This is a genomic window from Aureimonas sp. Leaf324 (assembly GCF_001423245.1).
Taxonomy (GTDB): Bacteria; Pseudomonadota; Alphaproteobacteria; order Rhizobiales; family Rhizobiaceae; genus Aureimonas.
In genome coordinates this window covers 130,506-150,214 of the sequence record NZ_LMOH01000001.1, presented here as the reverse complement: position 1 = coordinate 150,214, position 19,709 = coordinate 130,506, and the positions used below count along the sequence as shown (strand labels likewise).

Genomic DNA, 19,709 nt, shown 5'->3' with positions numbered 1-19,709 from the left:
GGCCTCAGTGGTTGTCGCGGGGCACGCCCCTCGTCTGCGCGAGGCGCTGGTATTGCACGGCGTTCTCCAGCACCGCGCCCGTCTCCATCTGGCCGACCAGCGTGCGCTGGATCTCCTGCCAGGGAGTCTGATGCTCGGGATACTTGTAGCCGCCCTCGGCCTTCAGCGCCGCGCGGCGCTCGGCCAACTCGTCGTCCGAAATCAGGATGTTCGCCGTACCGCGACCGAGGTCGATGCGCACGCGGTCGCCGGTCTTCAGCACCGCGAGATTGCCGCCCGCCGCCGCTTCCGGCGAGGCGTTCAGGATCGAAGGCGAGCCGGAGGTGCCGGACTGGCGCCCGTCGCCGATGCAGGCGAGCGAGGTGACGCCCTGCCTGATGAGGTAGTCGGGCGCCCGCATGTTCACGACCTCGGCCGCGCCGGGATAGCCGATCGGGCCGGCGCCGCGCATGAAGAGGATCGTGTGCTCGTCGATGCCGAGCGCCGGATCGTCGATCCGATGGTGGTAATCCTCCGGCCCGTCGAACACCACGGCCGTGCCCTCGAAGGCGTTGGGATCGTTCGGGTTGACGAGGTAGCGATCGCGGAACTCGGGGCTGATGACGCTCGTCTTCATGATCGCCGACGAGAACAGGTTGCCCTTCAGCACAAGGAAGCCGGCCTTTTCCTTCAGCGGCTTGTCGTAGGGCTTGATGACATTCTCGTCCTCGATGATCGCACCGCGGCAGTTGTCGCCGATCGTGCGGCCGTTCACCGTGAGGGCGTCCTCCTTGATGAGCCCCTGTCCCATCAGCTGGTTGACGACCGCCGGCACACCGCCAGCGTGGTAGTAGTCCTCGCCGAGATATTCGCCGGCCGGCTGCAGGTTGACGAGCAGCGGGATCTCCTGGCCGAACTCCTGCCAGTCGTCCACCGTCAGCTCGACGCCGATGTGGCGCGCGAGCGCGTTGAGGTGGATCGGCGCGTTGGTCGAGCCGCCGATCGCCGAGTTGACGCGGATCGCGTTGACGAAGGCGTCCTTGGTCAGGATGTCCGACGGTTTGAGGTCCTCGCGAACCATGTCGACGATGCGAAGGCCGGTGCGGTAGGCCACTTCCTGGCGGTCGCGGTAGGGCGCGGGGATCGCGGCCGAGCCCGGCAGCTGCATGCCCAGCGCCTCGGCCAGCGAGTTCATCGTGGTCGCCGTACCCATCGTGTTGCAATAACCGGTGGACGGCGCCGACGACGCCACGAGCTTCACGAAGCCGGCGTAATCGATCTCGCCCTTGGCCATCAGTTCGCGCGCCTTCCAGACGATCGTGCCCGAGCCCGTGCGCTGGCCGCGGAACCAGCCGTTCAGCATCGGACCGACCGACAGGGCGATCGCCGGAATGTTGACGGTCGCCGCCGCCATTAGGCAGGCCGGCGTCGTCTTGTCGCAACCGATCGTCAGCACCACGCCGTCGAGCGGATAGCCGTAGAGGATCTCGACGAGGCCGAGATAGGCGAGGTTGCGGTCGAGGCCCGCGGTCGGGCGCTTGCCCGTTTCCTGAATCGGGTGGACCGGAAACTCGATGGCGATGCCGCCGGCCTCGCGGATGCCCTCGCGCAGGCGATTGGCGAGTTCGAGGTGGTGGCGGTTGCAGGGCGAGAGGTCGGAGCCCGTCTGCGCGATGCCGATGATCGGGCGGCCGGACTGGAGCTCTTCCTGGCTGAGGCCGAAGTTCATGTAGCGCTCGAGGTAGAGCGCCGTCATGTCGGCGTTGTCCGGATTGTCGAACCAGGCGCGCGAGCGCAGCGTCGTGCCCGCGCGGCCGTGGCCGCGGCTGCCGCCGGCGGTCTTCAGCTCGTCCGTTCCCTCGATCTTCGTCAGGTCGTTCGACATGGTCTTTTCTCCTTCGGTCTCGGAGCCCTCGGGGGCGAGACCTGACACGTCAGGCATGCGTGAAGCGATAGATCGAGCGGTGGCGATACGTCGCGCCGGGGTCGAGGCGGGCAGACGGATAGTCCGGTCGATTGGGGCTGTCGGGGTAGCGCTGCGGCTCGAGGCACAGGGCATCGCCCATCCGGTGGATCTGCCCGTTCTTGCCGACCGACGTCCCGTCGAGAAAGTTGCCGGAATAAAACTGGACGCCGGGCTGATCGGTCAGAAGCTGCATCTCCAGCCCGTTCGCCGGATTGCGAACGGTGGCCGCCAGTCGCGGCTCGCCGCCGGACGCGCCGCGGATACACCAGTTGTGGTCGTAGCCGCGCCCTTGCCGGATCTGCTCCTCCGGTGCGCGGATGCGCTTGCCGATGGAGGAGCTCGCACGGAAATCGAAGGCCGTGCCCGCAACCGGGGCCGGCGCTCCCAGGGGGATCGCGCCGTCGCCGACGGGCAGAAACTCGTCGGCCTCGATCGCCAGTTCATGGCCCAAGACGTCGGTCAGGTTTTGCGTGCCGCCGAGGTTGAAGAAGGCGTGGTTCGTCAGATTGACGACGGTCGGCCGGTCGGTCTCGGCATCGAACCCGATCTCGAGTTCGCCCGCGCGCAAGCGGTAGCTGACGCTGGTGGTGAGTTGGCCGGGAAAGCCTCCCTCGCCGTCGGGGCTGGTACGGGAGAAGCGCACGAAAGGCTCCGCGCCCTCCCCCGTTTCCGCAATCTCCCAGAGATGTCGATCGAACCCTTCGGCACCGCCGTGGAGGGTGTTTTTGCCGTCGTTGGCCGGCACCGTGAACGTCTCGCCGTCGATCGCGAAGGTGCCGCGCGCGATGCGGTTGGCATACCGCCCGATCGTCGCGCCGTAGAAGCTGCGCGTTTCGACATAGCCGTCGAGGTCGTCGTGCCCCAGAACGACGTCTTCGATGCGGCCGGTGCGGTCAGGCACGAGGAGAGCCTGAAGCGTCGCGCCGTAGGTCATGACCCGCGCCTCGATCCCGTCGGCGCGCAGGCACACCAGTTCGACCCGACGGCCATCCGGCAGCACGCCGAAGTCGCGTCGCTCCAGGGCCGGCAGCGCCGTCATCGCTCAGGCCTCCACGAAGGCTTCGACGACATGGCGACGCCCGAGAAGAAAGGCGTCCGCCACATGCTGGAGCGGCGACAGATCGACGTCGATCCCGCCGGTCGCCGCCAGTTCGGCGAAGCGACGGTAGATCGCGGCATATTCGCGATCGGGCTCGTCGAGGCGCACCTGCCCGTCGACCAGCATGCGCTTGCCGCCGTCGGCAACGGTCAGCGAGCCGGCGTCGGTCTCGACCATGATGTTCCAGATCTCGCCGCGCGTTTCGCGCCAGTCGAAGTCGGCATCGACCGGAACGCCCGCGCCGTCGGAGAAGGCGAGCGCCGCCGCGATCGGTGCTGCTCGGTTCTCCGGGAAGGACAGGTCGGACTTCGTCAGGAAGACCGGGCGCGGCAGGATCGCCGTCAGGATCGACAGGGCGTTGATGCCCGGATCGAAGACGCCGAGTCCGCCGGGCTCCCAGATCCACTCCTGACCGGGATGCCACTTACGAACGTCCTCCTTCCACTCGATCCGGACCGAGCGGATCCGGGTCTGAGCCAGGAAGGCGCGGGCCGGCTCGACGGCGGGCGCGAAACGTGAGTGCCAGGTCGCGAAGAGCGAAACGCCCTTCTCGCGCGCCAGCGCTTCGAGCGGGCGGACTTCGCTGACGGTGGCGCCGGGCGGCTTTTCGAGGAGCACATGCTTGCCGGCGGACAGCGCGGCGTGCGCGAGCTCGTGGCGCCCCTGCGGCGGCGTGCAGAGCGCGACCGCGTCGAAGAGATCAGCGTGGCCGAGCATCTCGTCGAGGGTCGAGAAGCGCGCAACGCCATCGAGCGAGGCGTTGCGGCTGGCGACGGCGGTCAGTTCCACGCCCTCGACCGTGGCGATGGAGGGGACGTGCTGGTCGCGGGCGATCTTGCCGAGACCGACGATGGCAACGCGAAGGGTCATGGCAGGTCTCAGAGCGAGCGAACGGCGACGGGAGCCTCGCGGCCCGCGGTTTCCGCCAGCGTGTTGACCAGCGGGAGACGGAAGGGGCGCGCGTCGATCTCGAATCGGTCGCCGGCCTGCGTCTTCACGCCATGCGTCACCGAGAGCGTCGCCGTTCCGAAGAAGTGGACGTGCAGGTCGCCGGGGCGACGGAACAGGTCGTACTTGAAGTGGTGATGCTCGAGGTTGGCGATCGTGTGCGACATGTTCGCCTCGCCCGACAGGAACGGCTTGTCGAACACCAGTTCGTCGTCGCGGCGGATGCGCGACGTGCCCTCGACATGGTCGGGCAGCGCGCCGACCAGAAGCTCAGGACCGAGCGACGCCTGGCGCAGCTTGGAGTGGGCCAGCCAGAGGTAGTTTCCGCGCTCGATCACGTGGTCGGAGAACTCGTTCGACAGGCAGAAGCCGAGACGGAACGGCGTGCCGTCCGGCCCGATCAGGTAGATGCCGGCGAGTTCCGGCTCCTCGCCCCCGTCCTGCGCGAAGACGGGCGAGGTCAGCGGCTCGCCGGGGCCGACGAGGCAAGAGCCGTCACCCTTGTAGAACCACTCGGGCTGAACGCCGATCTCGCCGTCAGCCGGCTTGCCCCCTTCGAGGCCCATGCGGAACATGCGCATGGAATCGGTCAGCTGCTCGCCGGCCTGCGCCTTGTGCATCTTGTCGCGGCCGTCGGCCGAGCCGAGATGGGTCAGGCCGGTTCCCGCGACGATGAAGTGAGCCGGGTCCGGATGGTGAATCGGCATGAGGACGCGACCCTCGGCCAGCGCCGCGTCGAGGTCGACCGCCTCGCCGCGGCCGGCCCGCTCGACCTCGGCGGCCAGCGTCGAGCCGCGCGTGATCGTCGCCTGCGCAAGGTCGTAGGACGAGAAATAGCCGGGCACCACATGGCCCGCGCCCTCGTCCCCGGCCGCCACGACCTGCACCGCGCCGTTGCCGTCTTTCACCTGAAGGATTCGCAGAGCCATGGTCGTTCCACGCGACTAGAGATCGTTCGACGGGAGGCCGGCGACCGGAGCGCGCCGCGGCGGGACGGACCGACAACCCAATTGTCTGCGTTATTTCGAACCGCTCCAGTCTTGTCAATCGAGTACCCTGCCCCTGCCTCGAAGCGTACGGGAAATCGTCGTTGCACCGCAGCACGCTGGTCGCTCGTTCGCCTGACTTGCCAATCTGGACAGGCGCCCGGCCGGGCGCTACCCACGCGCTACCCGTTCGGCGGGTGACGGAGGAGTTCATGGTGTCGCTCGGGGCGAATGTCGAAGGCGGCGCCGAGGCCCCGACCTCGTGGGGCGCGCATCTGCGCGGCATGCTGCTGCTCGGCCTTCCGCTGATCGGCGCGCAGCTCGCGCAGATGTCGATCAACGTCACCAACACGATCCTGATTGGACGCCTCGGTCCCGTCGAGCTCGCGGCGGCGGTCCTCACGTCCCAGACCTTCTACGTCTTCTGGATGTTCGGCTCCGGCTTCGCCTACGCGGTGATGCCGATGGCGGCGGCCGCCAACGGTCGGCGCGACACGCGCGCCGTGCGCCGCTCCGTGCGCATGGGCCTGTGGGTGGTCGCGGCCTATAGCGCCGTCGTGATGATCCCGCTCTGGTTCACGCACGACATCTTCGTCGCCCTCGGGCAGGATCCGCGCGTCGCCGAACTCGGCGGCCACTACATGCGCATCCTGCAGTGGTCGATGCTGCCCTACCTCGCGACGTTCGTCCTGCGGTCCTATCTCAGCGCGCTGGAGCGACCGCGCCCGGTGCTCGTCATCACGGTGCTCGGCGCGCTGATCAACGGGCTCGCCAACTACGCGCTGATCTTCGGCAATTTCGGCCTTCCCGCGCTCGGGCTGACCGGCTCGGGCATCGCCTCGGTCACGACCTCGGTCTTCATCCTCGCGGCGCTCGTCGTCTACACGCGGGTGCTTCCGGCTCTAGCCCCTTACGATCTCTGGCGGCGGTTTCATCTGCCGGACTGGGAAGCGTTTGCCGAAGTGGCGCGTCTCGGCTGGCCGATCGGAGCGACGATCGTCGCCGAGGTCGGGCTGTTCACCGCCGCATCGGTGATGATGGGCTGGATCGGGACGGTGGAACTCGCGGCCCACGGGATCGCCCTCCAGCTCGCCTCGATCTCCTTCATGGTCCCGCTCGGCCTCTCCAGCGCCGCCACCGTGCGCGTCGGTTCGGCCTATGGGCGCGGGAGCGCGGAGGACGTGTCGCGGGCCGCCCGTGTCGCCATGATGGTCGCGATCGGCATCGCCTTCTTCGCCGCGCTTCTCTTCTGGATGATCCCCGAACGGCTGATCGGCCTCTATCTCGATCTCGGCCAACCGGATGCCGCGCGCGTGTTGGCGACAGCGATCCCGCTCCTCTTCGTCGCCGCCGCGTTCCAGCTCATCGACGCCATGCAGGTCACGGCGAGCGGCGTCTTGCGCGGCCTGAAGGACACGCGCACGCCGATGCTGATCGCCGTCGGCAGTTACTGGGCGGTGGGCATGCCGATCGCCTACACCCTCGCCTTCCCGCTGGGATGGCAAGGGATCGGCGTTTGGTGGGGGCTCGCCGCGGGTCTGGCGGTCGCCGCCTTCTCGATGACCGCCCGCTATCTCCAGCGCGAGCGGAGCGGCCAGGTCACGGCCTGATCGCGCTCGCCTCGCCGCGATAGATGTGCGCCTCGATCGAGGCGCGCTTCATCTCGATCGAGAAGCCGGGCGCCCGCGGCGGCATATACCGACCGCCGCGCACGTCGCAGGGCTCGACGAAATGCTCGTGCAGGTGATCGACATACTCGGCGACGCGTCCCTCCATCGTGCCGGACACGACGAGGTAGTCGATCATCGCGAGGTGCTGGACATACTCGCAGAGGCCGACGCCGCCGGCATGCGGACAGACGGGCTTCCCGTACTTGGCCGCCATCAGCATGATCGCAAGGTTCTCGTTCAGCCCGCCGACCCGCGCGGCGTCGATCTGCACGACGTCGATCGCATCGGCCTGGAGGAACTGCTTGAACATGATCCGGTTCTGGCACATCTCGCCGGTCGCGACCTTGATCGGCGCGACGCCGGCCTTGATCTGGCCATGGCCGAGAACGTCGTCCGGCGACGTCGGCTCCTCGATGAACCAGGGGCGGAACTCGGCGAGCTTCCTCACCCAGTCGATCGCTTCGCCGACCTCCCAGACCTGATTGGCATCGATCATCAAGGTGCGGTCCGGACCGATCTCCTCGCGCACGATCCGGCAGCGGCGGATGTCGTCCTCGAGATCGCGCCCGACCTTCAGCTTGAAGTGGGTCCAGCCCTCGGCCATGCCCTCGCGGCAGAGACGGCGCATCTTCTCGTCGTCGTAGCCGAGCCAGCCGGCCGAGGTCGTGTAGGTCGGGTAGCCCTTCTCCGAAAGGATCGCGATCCGCTCGGCCTTGCCCTCTGCGGCGCGCTGGAGGATCGCCCGTGCCTCGTCGCGGGTCAACGCGTTGGACAGGTAGCGGAAGTCGATGAGATCGAGCACCTGATCCGGCGTCATGTCGGCGACGAGGCGCCAGACCGGCTTACCCTCGCGCTTCGCCCACAGATCCCAGACGGCATTCACCACGGCGCCGATCGCCATATGCATGACGCCCTTGTCGGGTCCGAGCCAACGCAACTGGCTGTCGCCCGTGATCCGGCGCCAGAAGCCGCCCATGTCGGCGGCGACATCCTCGATCGAAACCCCGACGACGCGCTCGGCCGCGGCGCGAATCGCCGATGTGACGAGATCGTTGCCGCGTCCGATGGTGAAGGCCAGCCCGTGCCCTTCGAGGTCCCCATCGGTGCGCAGCACGACGTAGGCCGCCGAGTAGTCCGGGTCCGGGTTCATGGCGTCGGACCCGTCGAGCTTCATCGACGTGGCGAAGCGGATGTCGAATGTCTCGAAGCTCGTAATTGTGGTGGACATGCCTGATGATCCCTGTTCATATATGAAAACTGAAATCACCAGCGGAACCACATGTCAATTGCGCGCCACGACGCTTCGGCCGAGGATGCCGCCCGCTACAGCGCTCCGGCGCTGGAGAAGGGTTTGGATATCCTCGAGCATCTGTCGTCGACGCGCGCGGCCCTGAACCTTGGCGAACTCGCCGATGCCCTCGGGCGCACTCGCAGCGAGATTTTTCGGATGGTGGCGGTGCTGGAAGCGCGCGGCTATCTCGACCGCGAAGGGACCGATCGGTTCGTGGTGGCCGACAAGCTGTTCCGTCTCGGGCTCAACCGGCCACTTCATCGCTCGCTGACCGAAGCCGCGCTTCCCGTGATGCGGGACTTCGCCGAGACCAGCGGCTATTCCTGCCACCTCGCCGTGCCGAGCGGTACGCAGATGGTGGTCATCGCACGCGTGGAGAGCGTTTCGCACATCGGCTTCTCCGTGCGCATCGGCTATCGCCAGCCGCTGGTGCGCACGGGCTCCGGCCATTGCCTTCTCGCGTTCATGAGCGAGAGGCGCCGCGAGCGGACGCTCCAGGCCATCGCCGCCGAGGACCCGAGCGTCGACTTCTCGGCACTCACCGAGCGGCTCGATGCGTTTCGCTCCGCCGGCCGGGTGGTGCGCGCCTCCGGCATCACCGAAGGCGTCATCGACGTCTCGCTGCCGATCTTCGACCCCGACGACACGGGCGCGGTCGCCGCGCTCACCTGCCCGCACCTTCGCATCCTGAGCGATCCGATCGAACCCGAAACCCTCGGCGACGAGGTGGCAAAGGCCGCCGATCGCATCAGCGCGGCGCTCGCCGCCCCCGTCGCCGCGCCGTTCGAGGACGCGGAGACCGGAGCAGCGGGTGGCGGGACCAACAAAGGAGACCGCACTTGACCCAACGTCTTGCCGGACAGCGCGCAGTGGTGACGGCCGCCGCTCAGGGCATCGGCCGCGCGACGGCGCTCGCCTTCGCCCGCGAGGGCGCCGAGGTCATCGCGTCCGACATCAACGAGGAACGCCTCGCCGACCTCGCTTCCGAGCCCGGCATCACGACGCGCCGCCTCGACGTGCGCGATGCGGCGGCCGTCGGTGCCTTCGCCGGAGAGGTCGGGCGTGCCGACATCCTTTTCAACTGCGCGGGCTTCGTCCATGCGGGCACCATCCTCGACTGTACCGACGAGGAGTTCGACTTCGCGTTCGATCTCAACGTGCGCTCGATGTTCCGGATGGTCCGGGCGTTCCTGCCGGCGATGATCGAGGGCGGCGGCGGATCGATCGTCAACATCGCCTCGGTCGCCTCGTCCGTGATCGCCGCGCCCAACCGCTTCGTCTACGGCGCGTCGAAGGCCGCGGTGATCGGTCTCACCAAGTCCGTCGCGGCCGACTTCGTGGCCAAGGGCGTGCGCGCCAACGCGATCTGCCCGGGCACGGTTGAAAGCCCGTCGCTGGAAGACCGGATGCGGGCCACCGGCGACCTAGAGGCGGCGCGCGTCGCCTTTGCGGCCCGCCAGCCGATGGGCCGTCTCGGACGCCCCGAAGAAATCGCAGCCCTTGCCGTCTATCTCGCCTCGCACGAATCGGATTTCGTGACGGGCCAGGCGATTTCGATCGACGGCGGCTGGACCAACATCTGAGCGGGGACGTCATGCTGCGCAACATCCATCCGATGCTGGGGCCCGACCTCCTGCACGCCCTGCGCTCGCTCGGGCACGGCGACGAACTGGTCATTTCCGACGCGAACTTTCCCTCGCATTCGCTCGGCCCCCGCGTCGTCCGTCTCGACGGGATCGATGCCGTCGCGGCTGCGGACGCGATCCTCGCCCATCTGCCGCTCGACACGTTCGTCGAGGCCGCCGCGTTCCGCATGGAGGTCGTCGGCGATCCCGACGCCGTCCCGCCCATCGCAGACGAATTCGCCGAGGTCGTCCGCCGCCGCGCGGGCGACTTCCCGATCCGCTCGCTGGAACGCTTCGCGTTCTACGAGCGCGCCCGAACGGCATCCCTGATCGTCGCCACGGGTGAGACCCGCCACTACGGCAATCTCATCCTGAAAACAGGGGTGCTCTAAACCGCCGCATCACAGCGACTTCGAGCTGCGAAGCCCTTGCCAACCAGCTCCACCGCCGATACGGTATGATTATGCCAATCAGAAGAAGAACCGGAATAAACGGTCCATTTTTGGGAGGAACCCAGATGTCTCTGAAGCTTACCCGCCGGCTCGCACTCGCCGGTATCGCCGCCGCCACCCTCGCCCTCGGCCTGCCGAGCGGCCCGGCGCTGGCGCAGCAGCCGACCATTCCGATCATCGTGAAGGACACGACGTCCTTCTACTGGCAGATCGTTCTCGCCGGCGCCCGCAAGGCGGGCCAGGATCTCGGCGTCAACGTGCCCGAGCTCGGCGCCCAGGCCGAAACCGACATCAACGGCCAGATCTCGATCCTCGAGAACGCGGTGGCCGGCAACCCGGCCGCGATCGTGATCGCCCCGACCGAGCGCACGGCCCTCGGTCCCCCGATCACCGAGGCCGCGAAGTCGGTCCCGATCATCGGCATCGACTCATCGGCTGAATCCACTGCCTTCACCTCGTTCCTCACCACCGACAACGTCCAGGGCGGCCGCATCGCGGCCGACGGTCTGGCCGCCGCGATCAAGGCGAAGACGGGCAAGGAAGAGGGTGAAGTCGCCCTCATCACCAATGCGCCGAACGCCGGTTCGCTGGAGGAGCGCAAGAAGGGCTTCATCGAGCAGCTCGCCAAGCACCCCGGCCTGAAGCTCGTGGCCGACCGCTACGCCGACGGCCAGGCCGCGACGGGCCTCAACATCACGACCGACCTTCTGACCGCCAACCCGAACCTCGTCGGCATCTTCGCCTCCAACCTGATCATGGCGCAGGGCGCCGGCCAGGCAGTCGCCGAGAACGGCGTGAAGGACAAGGTCGCGCTGATCGGCTTCGACAGCGACGACCGTCTCGTCGGCTTCCTGAAGGACGGCGTGATCTCCGGTCTCGTCGTGCAGGATCCGTACCGGATGGGCTACGACGGCATCAAGACGGCGCTCGCCGCCTCCAAGAAGGAGACGGTCGAGAAGAACGTCGACACCGGCGCCAACCTTGTCACCACCGAGAACATGAACGAGCCGCGCTCGCAGGAGCTGCTCAACCCGAAGGTCAAGTAACGACCGTCGGTCGGCGGGCGGCTCCGGTCGCCCGCCTCGCCTGATGCAGGCTCGCGCCCGTCGTCCGCACCCGCGGGCGGCGCGCTTCGACGCAGCGCTTCGGAGGGTGACATGTCCCCCACGCATCACGATCCCCTACCCGTCGATCTTCATCCCACGTCGGACCCGCTTCCGGCCGCGGGCACGACGATCCTCGAACTCCGCCAGCTCGCCAAGAGCTACGGGCCCGTGCTCGCGCTCAAGCCCGCCTCGCTCGCCTTCAAGGCCGGCGAGGTGCACGCGATCGTCGGCGAGAACGGCGCCGGCAAGTCGACGCTGATCAAGCTCCTCACCGGCGTGATCCGTCGCACCAGCGGCGAGGTCCTTTGGCAGGGCAAGCCGGTCGATCTCGCGACCCCGCAGGAAGCGATCGACCACGGCATCAACGCCGTGCATCAGGAAGTGGTCCTGTGCCGGCACCTGTCGGTCGCCGCCAACATCTTCCTCGGCGACGAGAGCGTGCGCTTCGGCCTCCTCCAGAAGCGCAAGATGAACGAGGCCGCGCAGGCGATCCTCGACGATCTCGGCTTCCATCTGCCGGCCGAGGCCGAGCTCGGCTCGCTGACGATCGGCCAGCAGCAGCTGGTCGCGACAGCGAGGGCCTCGCTGCGCGGGACGCGCTTCCTGATCTTCGACGAGCCGACCGCCTACCTCACGCGCCAGGAAGCCGCACAGCTCTTCACGCTCATTCGTCGCCTCAAGTCCGAAGGCGTCACCATCGTCTACATCAGCCACCGCATGGAGGAGATTTTCGAGCTCGCCGACCGGGTGTCGGTCCTGCGCGACGGCACCCATGTCGGCACCCGGCTGATCGGCGAGACCAACGACGCCGAACTCGTCGCCATGATGATCAACCGCTCGCTGGAGCAGATCTATCACAAGGACGACGTGCCGATCGGCGCTCCGCTGATCGAGGCGCGCAACCTGTCGGGCAAGGGCTTCTCCGACGTTTCGCTCACCGTTCGGGCCGGCGAGATCGTCGGGCTCTACGGCCTGATCGGCGCCGGGCGCAGCGAGTTCGCGCTCAGCCTCTTCGGGCGCAATCCGAAGACCGACGGCCAGATCCTCTGGAAGGGACAGCCGGTCGACATCGCGACGGAGCGGAAGGCGATCGATCTCGGCATTGCCCTCGCGCCCGAGAGCCGGCGAGACCAGGGCCTCGCGCTGAACCTTCCGATTGGGCTGAACCTCAACCTTCCGATCTACGACCGGCTGACGAAGGGCATCACGATCTCCTCGCGGATGGAGGCCGAGCACGCCGACCGGCAGATCAAGAACCTGTCGATCAAGACCCCGAGCCGCCGTTCGCTGGCGTCGTCCATGTCGGGCGGCAACCAGCAGAAGATCGTCATCGGCAAGTGGCTGAACCACGGCGCCGAGGTCTTCATCTTCGACGAGCCGACGGTCGGCGTCGACGTCGGCACCAAGGCTGAGATCTACCGGCTTTTCGGCCAGCTCCTGAAGAACGGCGCCGGCATCCTCCTCATCTCGTCGTATCTGCCGGAAGTCTACGAACTCTCCGACACGCTGCACGTGTTCCGCGGCGGCCGCCTCGTCGGCTCGCACGGCTTCCACCAGTCCACGCACGAGGACATTCTCACCCAGGCGATCGGCGTCTGAACGAGGCGAACATGACCATTCAAAGCTCCAACGCCGATGCCGTCGCCGCCCTGAAGAAGCCGCGCCGCAACTTCGGCTTCCTGTTCGCGCTGACCCTTCTCGGCCTTCTGGTCGCGCTCTGGGTCTTCCTGGCCTTCGCGACGCCGACCTTCGCCACCGCCAACAACATCTCGAACCTGCTGCGTCAGGGCTCGATGATCGCGATTCTGGCGATCGGGCAGACCTTCGTCATCATCACCGCCGGCATCGACCTGTCGGTCGGCGCCGTGGTCGGCTTCTCGACGACCGTGATCGCCTACCTGCTGCAGGCCGGCTTCCCGGTCTGGCTGTCGGTGATCCTGACTCTCGTGATGGGTCTGGCGATCGGCCTGTTCCACGGGTTCGGCATCGTGAAGATGGGCCTGCCGCCCTTCATCATCACGCTGGCGACGCTGACCGCGCTGCGCGGCATCGGCCTCGTCATCACCAACGGCTCGACGATCTCGATCACCGATCCGGCCTTCAACGAGTTCTCGCGCAACAGCTTTCTCGGCGTCCCCAACCTGTTCTGGATGGTGATCGTTGTCGCGGTACCGGCCTTCGTCTTCCTGCACCGCTCGCGCTTCGGCCGCTACCTCTTCGCGGTCGGGTCCAACCCGGAAGCCGCGCGCCTGTCCGGCGTCAACGTCTCGCGCACCATCTACATGGCCTATTCGCTGTCGGCGATCTGCGCGGCCTTCGTCGGCGTGCTGCTCGCCACCCGCATCGGCGTCGGCAACGCGACGCAGGCCGAAGGCTGGGAGCTTCAGGCGATCGCCTCGTCGGTTATCGGCGGCACCAGTCTCTTCGGCGCCGTGGGCTCGATCCATGGCCCGCTGATCGGCGCCTTCATCCTCGCCACGATCAACAACGGCGCCAATCTCCTGAACGTCAATTCGTTCTGGCAGCGGATCATCACCGGCGGCCTGATCATCGTCATCGTCTACTTCGATCAGCTTCGCCGCCGCCGCAGCTGATGTGACACGAGGGTGACAGGCGGCTGGGAACCTCCGCGGGTTTCCGGCCGCTTATCTGTTCGGAAGGAACTTCCGCCCCATACTACGGCTTTGACGAAGGCGGTGCTCGAAGGCATGCCGCCGCGCCCTCTGCAGTCGCCCACGGCGACTTCGGTTCGAGTTGAGTGAGGTCGGGTTTCTTGGCAACCACAAGGGCGACACTGGCGGGCAAGCACGTTCTGGTCGTCGAAGACGAGTTCCTCGTCGCCATCGATATCGAGGCGGAGCTTCACGACAACGGCGCCCGCGTCACCTGCGCGGCCACGCTGGCGAGCGCCGAGGCCTGCGCCAAGAACGAGCATTTCGATGCGGCGATCCTCGACGTGAACCTTCACGGCAAGGCGTCGTATCCGGTCGCCGACTACCTGCGCCAGGCGCATGTCCCCTTCCTGTTCCACACCGGACAAGGCGAGAAGCGCACGCTCACCGAGCGCTATCCGGGCGTCGAGGTCTGCAACAAGCCCTGCGACGGGACGGCCCTCGTCTCGATGCTCGGCCGCGTCCTGTCGACGGCACGCCCGGCCTGAGCGGCCGCTGCGGCGTTACTCCGCAAGTTGCCGCTCGGTGAACTGGGCAAGAACCATGTCGTCCGAAATCTCGCCACTCTCCCGGCGCCGCAACTCGACGCGGCGGATCTTGCCGGAGACGGTCTTCGGAAGCTCCGAGACGATAACGAGTTCGCGGATGCGCTTGAACGGCGCGAGCCGCTTGGCGGCATGGGCGTGGATCGACCGGGCCGTTTCGAGATCCGCCCGCGCGCCATCGACGAGCGCCACGAATGCCCGGGGCACGGCGAGCCGCAACGGATCGGCCAGCGGCACGACCGCCGCCTCGCGGACGCTCTCGTGCTCGATCAGGACGCTTTCGAGCTCGAACGGGCTGATCCGGTAGTCCGACGACTTGAAGACGTCGTCCGAACGCCCGACGAAGGTCAGCCCTCCCGCATCATCCCGGAACGCCACGTCTCCGGTCCGGTAGATCGCGCCATCCGCGCCCGAGAGCATCCCGTCGTCGCGAAGATATCCGGCCATGAGACCGGCGGGGCGCTTCGCGCCGAGCCGAACGCAGACCTCCCCCTCCGTCGAAGGCTGGTCGTCGGCGTCGAGGATCTCGATCTCGTATCCCGGAAGCGGCCGTCCCATCGAACCCGGTGTCGTTTCGAGCCCCGGCGCGTTCGCGACCATCGCGGTGGTTTCGGTCTGGCCGTAGCCGTCGCGAATGCGAAGCCCCCAAGCGGCGCGCACCTGCTCGATCACTTCCGGATTGAGCGGCTCTCCGGCGGCGCAAAGCTCACGCAAGGCGTGCCGGACGCTCCGCAGGTCCTCCTGCACGATGTGGCGCCAGACGGTCGGGGGTGCACAGAGGGTCGTCGCCCCGACCCTGGCGATCGCGGCGAGAAGCACCTTCGCGTCGAAGCGCGCCTGGTTGATGATGAGGACGCAGGCGCCCGCGTTCCAGGGGGCGAAGAACGAACTCCAGGCGTGCTTCGCCCAGCCCGGCGACGAGACGTTGAGATGAACGTCGCCCGGCCGCAGCCCGAGCCAGTACATCGTCGTCAGTGCGCCGATCGGGTAGGTCCGGTGCGTGTGCAGCACGAGTTTCGGTTTCGCCGTCGTCCCCGAGGTGAAGTAGAGGAGCAAGGGGTCGTCGCCACGCGTTTCCCCGTCCGGCTCGAAGCGCGCGGACGCCGTCTGGCGGTCGTCGAGCGACATCCAGCCGGTTCGTTCCGGCGCACCTGAAACGAGCCGTAGCCCGGTGAAGCCCGCCTCGTCCACCTTTTCGCACTGTCCGGCTTCCGTGACGACCGCCCTGACGCCGCCGCGCGCGATCCGGTCCGCCAGTTCGCTGGCGGTCAAGAGGAGCGTTGCCGGGATCACCACGACGCCGAGCTTGAACGCTGCGAGCATCACTTCCCAGAGAAGCGGCTCGTTGCCCATGAGGAGGAGCAGCCGGTCGCCTCGCTCCAGCCCCAGTCCGCGCAACGTGTTGGCGAGCCGGTTCGAGCGCTCCGAGAGTTCGGCGAAGCTGATGCTCGTCTCCGTCTGCGTCGCGCAGTCGACGATGCGCAGCGCGGGCCGGTCGCGCATGGCCGGGTCGGCAGCCAGTACGCCGTCGAACCATTCCAGCGCCCAGTTGAAGTTCTCGGGCTCCGGCCAGCGGAACCCTGCGCGCGCGGCGTCGAGATCATCGCGATGGGCAAGGAGAAAGTCGCGCGCCTCCAGAAGCGTCGTCATCGCGCTGTCTCCCGATCGGCGCCGGTCATCCCGCGCAGGAATTCGATCATGCCGGAGAAGTCGCGCCCGCCGCCTCCCTCCTCCACGAAACGATCGTAGAGGGCACGCGCCAGCGCGCCCATCGGCGTCTCGACATCGGCACCCGCAGCCGCGGCCTGCGAAAGCCCGAGGTCCTTCGCCATCAGCGCTGCCGCAAAACCCGGTCGGTAATCGTTGTTGGCGGGCGAGGTTGGAACCGGGCCCGGCACGGGACAGTAGCTCGTCAGCGACCAGCATTGGCCCGACGATTTCGAGGCGACGTCGAAGAGAGCCTGATGCGAAAGACCGAGCCTCTCGGCCAGCGTGAAGGCTTCGCAGACCCCGATCATCGAGATGCCGAGGATCATGTTGTTGCAGATCTTCGCGGCCTGACCCGTCCCCGGCTCGCCGCAATGGACGATGCGTCCGGCCATCGGTTCCAGGATCGGCCCCGCCCGTTCGATCGCGGCCTCCTCCCCGCCCAGCATGAAGGTCAGCGTGCCGGCCTCGGCTCCGCCCGTGCCGCCGGAGACCGGTGCATCAACGCACTGGAAGCCGTGCTCGGCGGCGTAGGCGTGGACGGCCCGCGCGCTGGCGATGTCGATCGACGAACAGTCGATATGAAGGGCGCCGGCCGGCAGGAGCGGATAGGCGTCGACGCAGACGCCGACGACGTGCTGCCCGGCAGGCAGCATGGTGATCAGGACGTCCGCGCCGCGCAGCGCCTCGGCCATGGTCGCAGCCGTCGGCACACCGGCCTTCGCCGCCGCGTCCAGCGCAGCGGGTACGACGTCGAACGCGCGCACGATGGCGCCCGCGGCCACGAGCCGCGAGACCATCGGCCGCCCCATGTTGCCGAGGCCGATGAAGGCGATGGTCGGTTGACCCGTCATGATAGCTCCCTCCCGCTGACACGCCGACGACCGATGCGGGGCCTCAGCGGCCCAGCACCTGCCGCGCGACGATCACGCGCATGATCTCGTTGGTTCCCTCGAGGATCTGATGCACCCGGAGGTCGCGTACGATTTTCTCCAGCCCGTAATCGGCGAGATAGCCGTAGCCGCCGTGCATCTGCAGCGCCTCATTGGCGATCGCGAACCCCTTGTCGGTGCAGACCCGCTTGGCCATCGCGCAGAGCGTGGTGGCTTCGGCGTCGCCGGCATCCAGCGCGGCGGCGGCGCGCCAGAGGATGCTTCGGCCGACCTCGAGATCGGTCGCGGCGTCCGCGATCCGGAACCGCAGGGCCTGATGCTCGGCCAGCCGTTTGCCGAACGCGCGGCGCTCGTTCATGTACGCGACCGCCTTGTCGAGGGCCACCGAGGCGCCGCCGAGCGAGCAGGCCGCGATGTTCAGCCGCCCGCCGTCGAGCCCGGCCATCGCGATCGCAAAACCCTGCCCCTCCTCTCCGAGCCGATTGGCAGCCGGGATGCGGCAATCTTCGAAAATGAGAGCGCGGGTCGGCTGGGCGTTCCAGCCCATCTTCTGTTCGTTGGCACCGAAGGTGAGCCCCGCCGCGTCGCCCGGGACGAGGAAGGCCGAAATGCCGGACGGCCCCTCCCCGCCGGTGCGCGCCATGACGACGTAGGCATCGGCGATCCCGCCGCCCGAGATGAACTGCTTCGTGCCGTCGAGCCGATAGTCCTCGTCGTTGCGGGTCGCGCGGGTGCGCAGCGAGCCGGCGTCCGAGCCGGCATCAGGCTCGGTCAGGGCGTAGGCGGCGATCGCCTCCATGCTCGCAAGCCGCGGAAGCCATGCCTCGCGAAGCGGAGCCGCCGCGTGGCGCGAGATCATCCAGGTCGCCATGTTGTGGATCGACAGGAACGCCGCGACGCTCGGGCAACCGGTCGCCAGGGCCTCGAAGATCACGGCCGCGTCGAGGCGCCCGAGGCCCGAGCCGCCCTGCGCTTCGTCGACATAGATCGCGCCCATACCCAGCGACGCCGCCTCGCGTAGCGTCTCCACGGGCAGTTCCCGATCGCGGTCCCAGGCGCCGGCGAGGGGCGCCATTCTTTCCGCGGCGAATTCGAGCGCCATGGCTCGAATCGCCTCCCGGTCCGCACCGAGCGCGAAAGCATTCATTTCGTCCTCCCGCCCGGTCGCATCTTCGTCGGCCTTCGGCGATTCCAGCGCGACGATAGCCTGCGCCGGTGCGTTCGTCCAAGGGCCGCACTCCTGCGCCAGCACGGTCGCACGGTCGCATGCCCTCGCCTCGTTTCGCGCGATGGGAACCAAACATGATCGTGTGAGTTCTGGGGAGGTGCCGAAGAGTGCAGCGACTGGAGCGCTGCGTCCGGTGTGTTCGAAGTCTTTTGGGGAGTATGTCATGAACCGCCTGATCCTCGCCCTCGCCGCCACGGCCGCCTTGTCCACCGGGGCTCTCGCCCAGTCTTCCGAGACGACCAACCCGGTTCCGGGCACGAGCGCGGGCGAAGAGTCCGCCATGCCCGCCGGCGCGGCCAGCACCGTCACCACCACGAAGGACGCGCCGCCGGCCTCGACCGATGCCAACACCAGCAAGGTGCCGGTGCCGGGCAACGGGACAGGTGTCGGTTCGGCGATGCCGGCCGATGCCGCAAGCACGGTCGTCGTTCCGACGGACGCAACGCCGGTTCCGAAGGACACGAGCGTTCCGGTTCCGGGCACGAGCGCCGGCGACGACACCGTCAAGACGAACTGATCGACCACAGCTTCAAGAAAGGGCGCTGGATCCTGGATCCAGCGCCCTTTGCTTTGAGCGTACATTCGGGTGGGTCAAGCGTGCGCCGCGGCCGCCTCGGCATTCCGCTTGCGAGTGGCAGCCGCCTTCCTGGCCGATTCGGACCGCTGGGCGGCTGTGCGCGCGGCCGACGCCTTTCCGCCCTTCTCGCCACCCTTGCGGGCTGACGCGTGGGTTTCCGCGTGACCTCGACCCGAGCCGCTCTTGTTGCCGCCGCCGCTGTCCTTGTTGACGGTCGCCCAGGCCCGCGCCTCGGCTTCCTTCTCGGGAACGCTGCGATCCTCGTAGCCCTCGGCGATGTGCTCCGCCTTGCGCTTCTGCTTGTCGGTGTATTTCGACTTGTCGCCTCTTGGCATCGAAACCTCCCTGTGGATTCCCTCCGTCAGGAGAACCGAACGCGGCAAGCGGCGGTTCCGCCAAGCTATTCCATGTTCGTGTGGTTGGCGCGCATGGTCTCGGGGCTGACGCCGAGGCGGGTCTTGAGCTTCAAAACCATGACCTCGAACAGCACGAACAGCGCGCCCTCGAACAGCGAACCCATCGGCAGGACCGAGGTCGCGGCGGCGCCCTGATCGTCGGCCATGGTCTGCGCCGGGACAGTGAGCACGTAATCGGCCATGCCCGGCACCCGCCCTTGCGGCTGCGCGGTCACGACGACCACCTCGGCCCCCGCCGCCTTGGCGACCCCGACCAGCGCGACGGCCGTCGAGATCTCGCCCGGCCCGCAGACGACGAAGAAGAGGTCGCCCGGTCCGAGCGCCGGGGTCGTCATGTCGCCGACAACCGAGACCGATCGTCCGAGATGGAAGAGCCGCATGGCGAAGCCCTTCACCTGCAGACCTTCGCGTCCTCCCGCATAGACACAGACATGCCGCGCCTCGGCGATGCGCCGGCAGGCCTCGTCGACGGCGCCATCGTCGATCGCGTCCGCAACGCGGGCCAGTTCCTCGATGGCGGTGCGATAGAGATTGGTCATGCGTGGCTCC

19 protein-coding genes are annotated in these 19,709 nt (G+C 67.8%); 9 read left to right on the top strand and 10 right to left on the bottom strand.

All coding sequences use genetic code 11. The features are described from left to right. Positions 1-4: 4 nt before the first annotated feature. Genes ASF65_RS00795 through araD1 form a run of 4 tightly spaced genes read right to left on the bottom strand, consistent with a single transcriptional unit; the run spans position 5 to position 4,921 of the window. Positions 5-1,864: an IlvD/Edd family dehydratase gene (locus ASF65_RS00795; protein ID WP_244486519.1), complete on the bottom strand. Its 1,860-nt coding sequence runs from the start codon at positions 1,862-1,864 to the stop codon at positions 5-7. 49 nt (positions 1,865-1,913) lie between these two features. After that, a complete protein-coding gene (locus ASF65_RS00790) occupies positions 1,914-2,984 on the bottom strand; it encodes an aldose epimerase family protein (protein ID WP_055883734.1) in 1,071 nt (356 codons plus the stop codon). A gap of 3 nt (positions 2,985-2,987) precedes the next feature. Further along, entirely contained in the window at positions 2,988-3,914 is a 927-nt protein-coding gene (locus ASF65_RS00785; RefSeq protein WP_055883730.1) for a Gfo/Idh/MocA family oxidoreductase, read from the bottom strand. Positions 3,915-3,922: 8 nt separating this feature from the next. Next, positions 3,923-4,921 (bottom strand): AraD1 family protein, encoded by a 999-nt coding sequence (gene araD1 / locus ASF65_RS00780; protein ID WP_055883726.1) that lies wholly within the window; start codon positions 4,919-4,921, stop codon positions 3,923-3,925. A gap of 269 nt (positions 4,922-5,190) precedes the next feature. Here araD1 and ASF65_RS00775 point away from each other — a divergent pair, with 269 nt between their 5' ends. Next, positions 5,191-6,588, top strand: a complete 1,398-nt coding sequence (locus ASF65_RS00775) for an MATE family efflux transporter (protein ID WP_055883723.1) — start codon at positions 5,191-5,193, stop codon at positions 6,586-6,588. On the opposite strand, the gene ASF65_RS00770 is transcribed toward ASF65_RS00775, so the two are convergent. Then, entirely contained in the window at positions 6,578-7,876 is a 1,299-nt protein-coding gene (locus tag ASF65_RS00770) for an L-fuconate dehydratase (RefSeq protein WP_055883721.1), read from the bottom strand. The two genes, ASF65_RS00775 and ASF65_RS00770, sit on opposite strands and share 11 nt — an antisense overlap. A gap of 51 nt (positions 7,877-7,927) precedes the next feature. On the opposite strand from ASF65_RS00770, the gene ASF65_RS00765 reads away from it, so the two are divergent. From ASF65_RS00765 to ASF65_RS00735, 7 genes are all read left to right on the top strand, one after another. After that, positions 7,928-8,782, top strand: coding sequence for an IclR family transcriptional regulator (locus ASF65_RS00765; RefSeq protein ID WP_082505077.1), 855 nt, complete (start codon positions 7,928-7,930; stop codon positions 8,780-8,782). Beyond that, entirely contained in the window at positions 8,779-9,522 is a 744-nt protein-coding gene (locus tag ASF65_RS00760; protein ID WP_055883717.1) for an SDR family oxidoreductase, read from the top strand. Before ASF65_RS00765 ends, ASF65_RS00760 begins: the two co-directional genes overlap by 4 nt. Positions 9,523-9,533: 11 nt before the next feature. Beyond that, the gene (locus ASF65_RS00755) at positions 9,534-9,956 is read left to right on the top strand and encodes an RbsD/FucU domain-containing protein (protein WP_055883714.1); all 423 of its coding nucleotides are present in this window, start codon (positions 9,534-9,536) and stop codon (positions 9,954-9,956) included. 125 nt (positions 9,957-10,081) lie between these two features. After that, a complete protein-coding gene (locus ASF65_RS00750) occupies positions 10,082-11,062 on the top strand; it encodes an ABC transporter substrate-binding protein (protein WP_055883711.1) in 981 nt (326 codons plus the stop codon). Between the two features lie 111 nt (positions 11,063-11,173). Beyond that, positions 11,174-12,721: a sugar ABC transporter ATP-binding protein gene (locus tag ASF65_RS00745; RefSeq protein ID WP_055883707.1), complete on the top strand. Its 1,548-nt coding sequence runs from the start codon at positions 11,174-11,176 to the stop codon at positions 12,719-12,721. A gap of 11 nt (positions 12,722-12,732) precedes the next feature. Further along, on the top strand, positions 12,733-13,716 hold the full coding sequence (locus ASF65_RS00740) for an ABC transporter permease (protein ID WP_055883705.1): 984 nt from the start codon (positions 12,733-12,735) through the stop codon (positions 13,714-13,716). 179 nt (positions 13,717-13,895) lie between these two features. Further along, a complete protein-coding gene (locus ASF65_RS00735) occupies positions 13,896-14,282 on the top strand; it encodes a response regulator (protein ID WP_055883702.1) in 387 nt (128 codons plus the stop codon). 15 nt (positions 14,283-14,297) lie between these two features. Here the strand turns inward: ASF65_RS00735 and ASF65_RS00730 are convergent, their stop codons facing one another. From ASF65_RS00730 to ASF65_RS00720, 3 genes are read right to left on the bottom strand one after another with little or no spacing between them, the layout of a single operon-like run. After that, positions 14,298-15,989, bottom strand: a complete 1,692-nt coding sequence (locus ASF65_RS00730) for an AMP-binding protein (protein WP_055883699.1) — start codon at positions 15,987-15,989, stop codon at positions 14,298-14,300. Further along, a complete protein-coding gene (gene mmsB, locus ASF65_RS00725) occupies positions 15,986-16,900 on the bottom strand; it encodes a 3-hydroxyisobutyrate dehydrogenase (protein WP_055883696.1) in 915 nt (304 codons plus the stop codon). Before mmsB ends, ASF65_RS00730 begins: the two co-directional genes overlap by 4 nt. 43 nt (positions 16,901-16,943) lie before the next feature. Continuing rightward, positions 16,944-18,086 carry an acyl-CoA dehydrogenase family protein gene (locus tag ASF65_RS00720; RefSeq protein ID WP_055884935.1) on the bottom strand — a complete coding sequence of 381 codons (1,143 nt, stop codon included), beginning with the start codon at positions 18,084-18,086 and terminating at the stop codon, positions 16,944-16,946. A gap of 244 nt (positions 18,087-18,330) precedes the next feature. Between ASF65_RS00720 and ASF65_RS00715 the strand changes: the two genes are divergently transcribed. Continuing rightward, positions 18,331-18,684, top strand: coding sequence for a hypothetical protein (locus ASF65_RS00715; RefSeq protein WP_055883693.1), 354 nt, complete (start codon positions 18,331-18,333; stop codon positions 18,682-18,684). Between the two features lie 74 nt (positions 18,685-18,758). Here the strand turns inward: ASF65_RS00715 and ASF65_RS00710 are convergent, their stop codons facing one another. Together ASF65_RS00710 and ASF65_RS00705 are read right to left on the bottom strand one after the other, a co-directional pair. Then, positions 18,759-19,079 (bottom strand): hypothetical protein, encoded by a 321-nt coding sequence (locus ASF65_RS00710; protein ID WP_055884931.1) that lies wholly within the window; start codon positions 19,077-19,079, stop codon positions 18,759-18,761. A gap of 65 nt (positions 19,080-19,144) precedes the next feature. After that, positions 19,145-19,699, bottom strand: a complete 555-nt coding sequence (locus ASF65_RS00705) for an SIS domain-containing protein (RefSeq protein ID WP_055883690.1) — start codon at positions 19,697-19,699, stop codon at positions 19,145-19,147. Positions 19,700-19,709 lie beyond the last annotated feature (10 nt).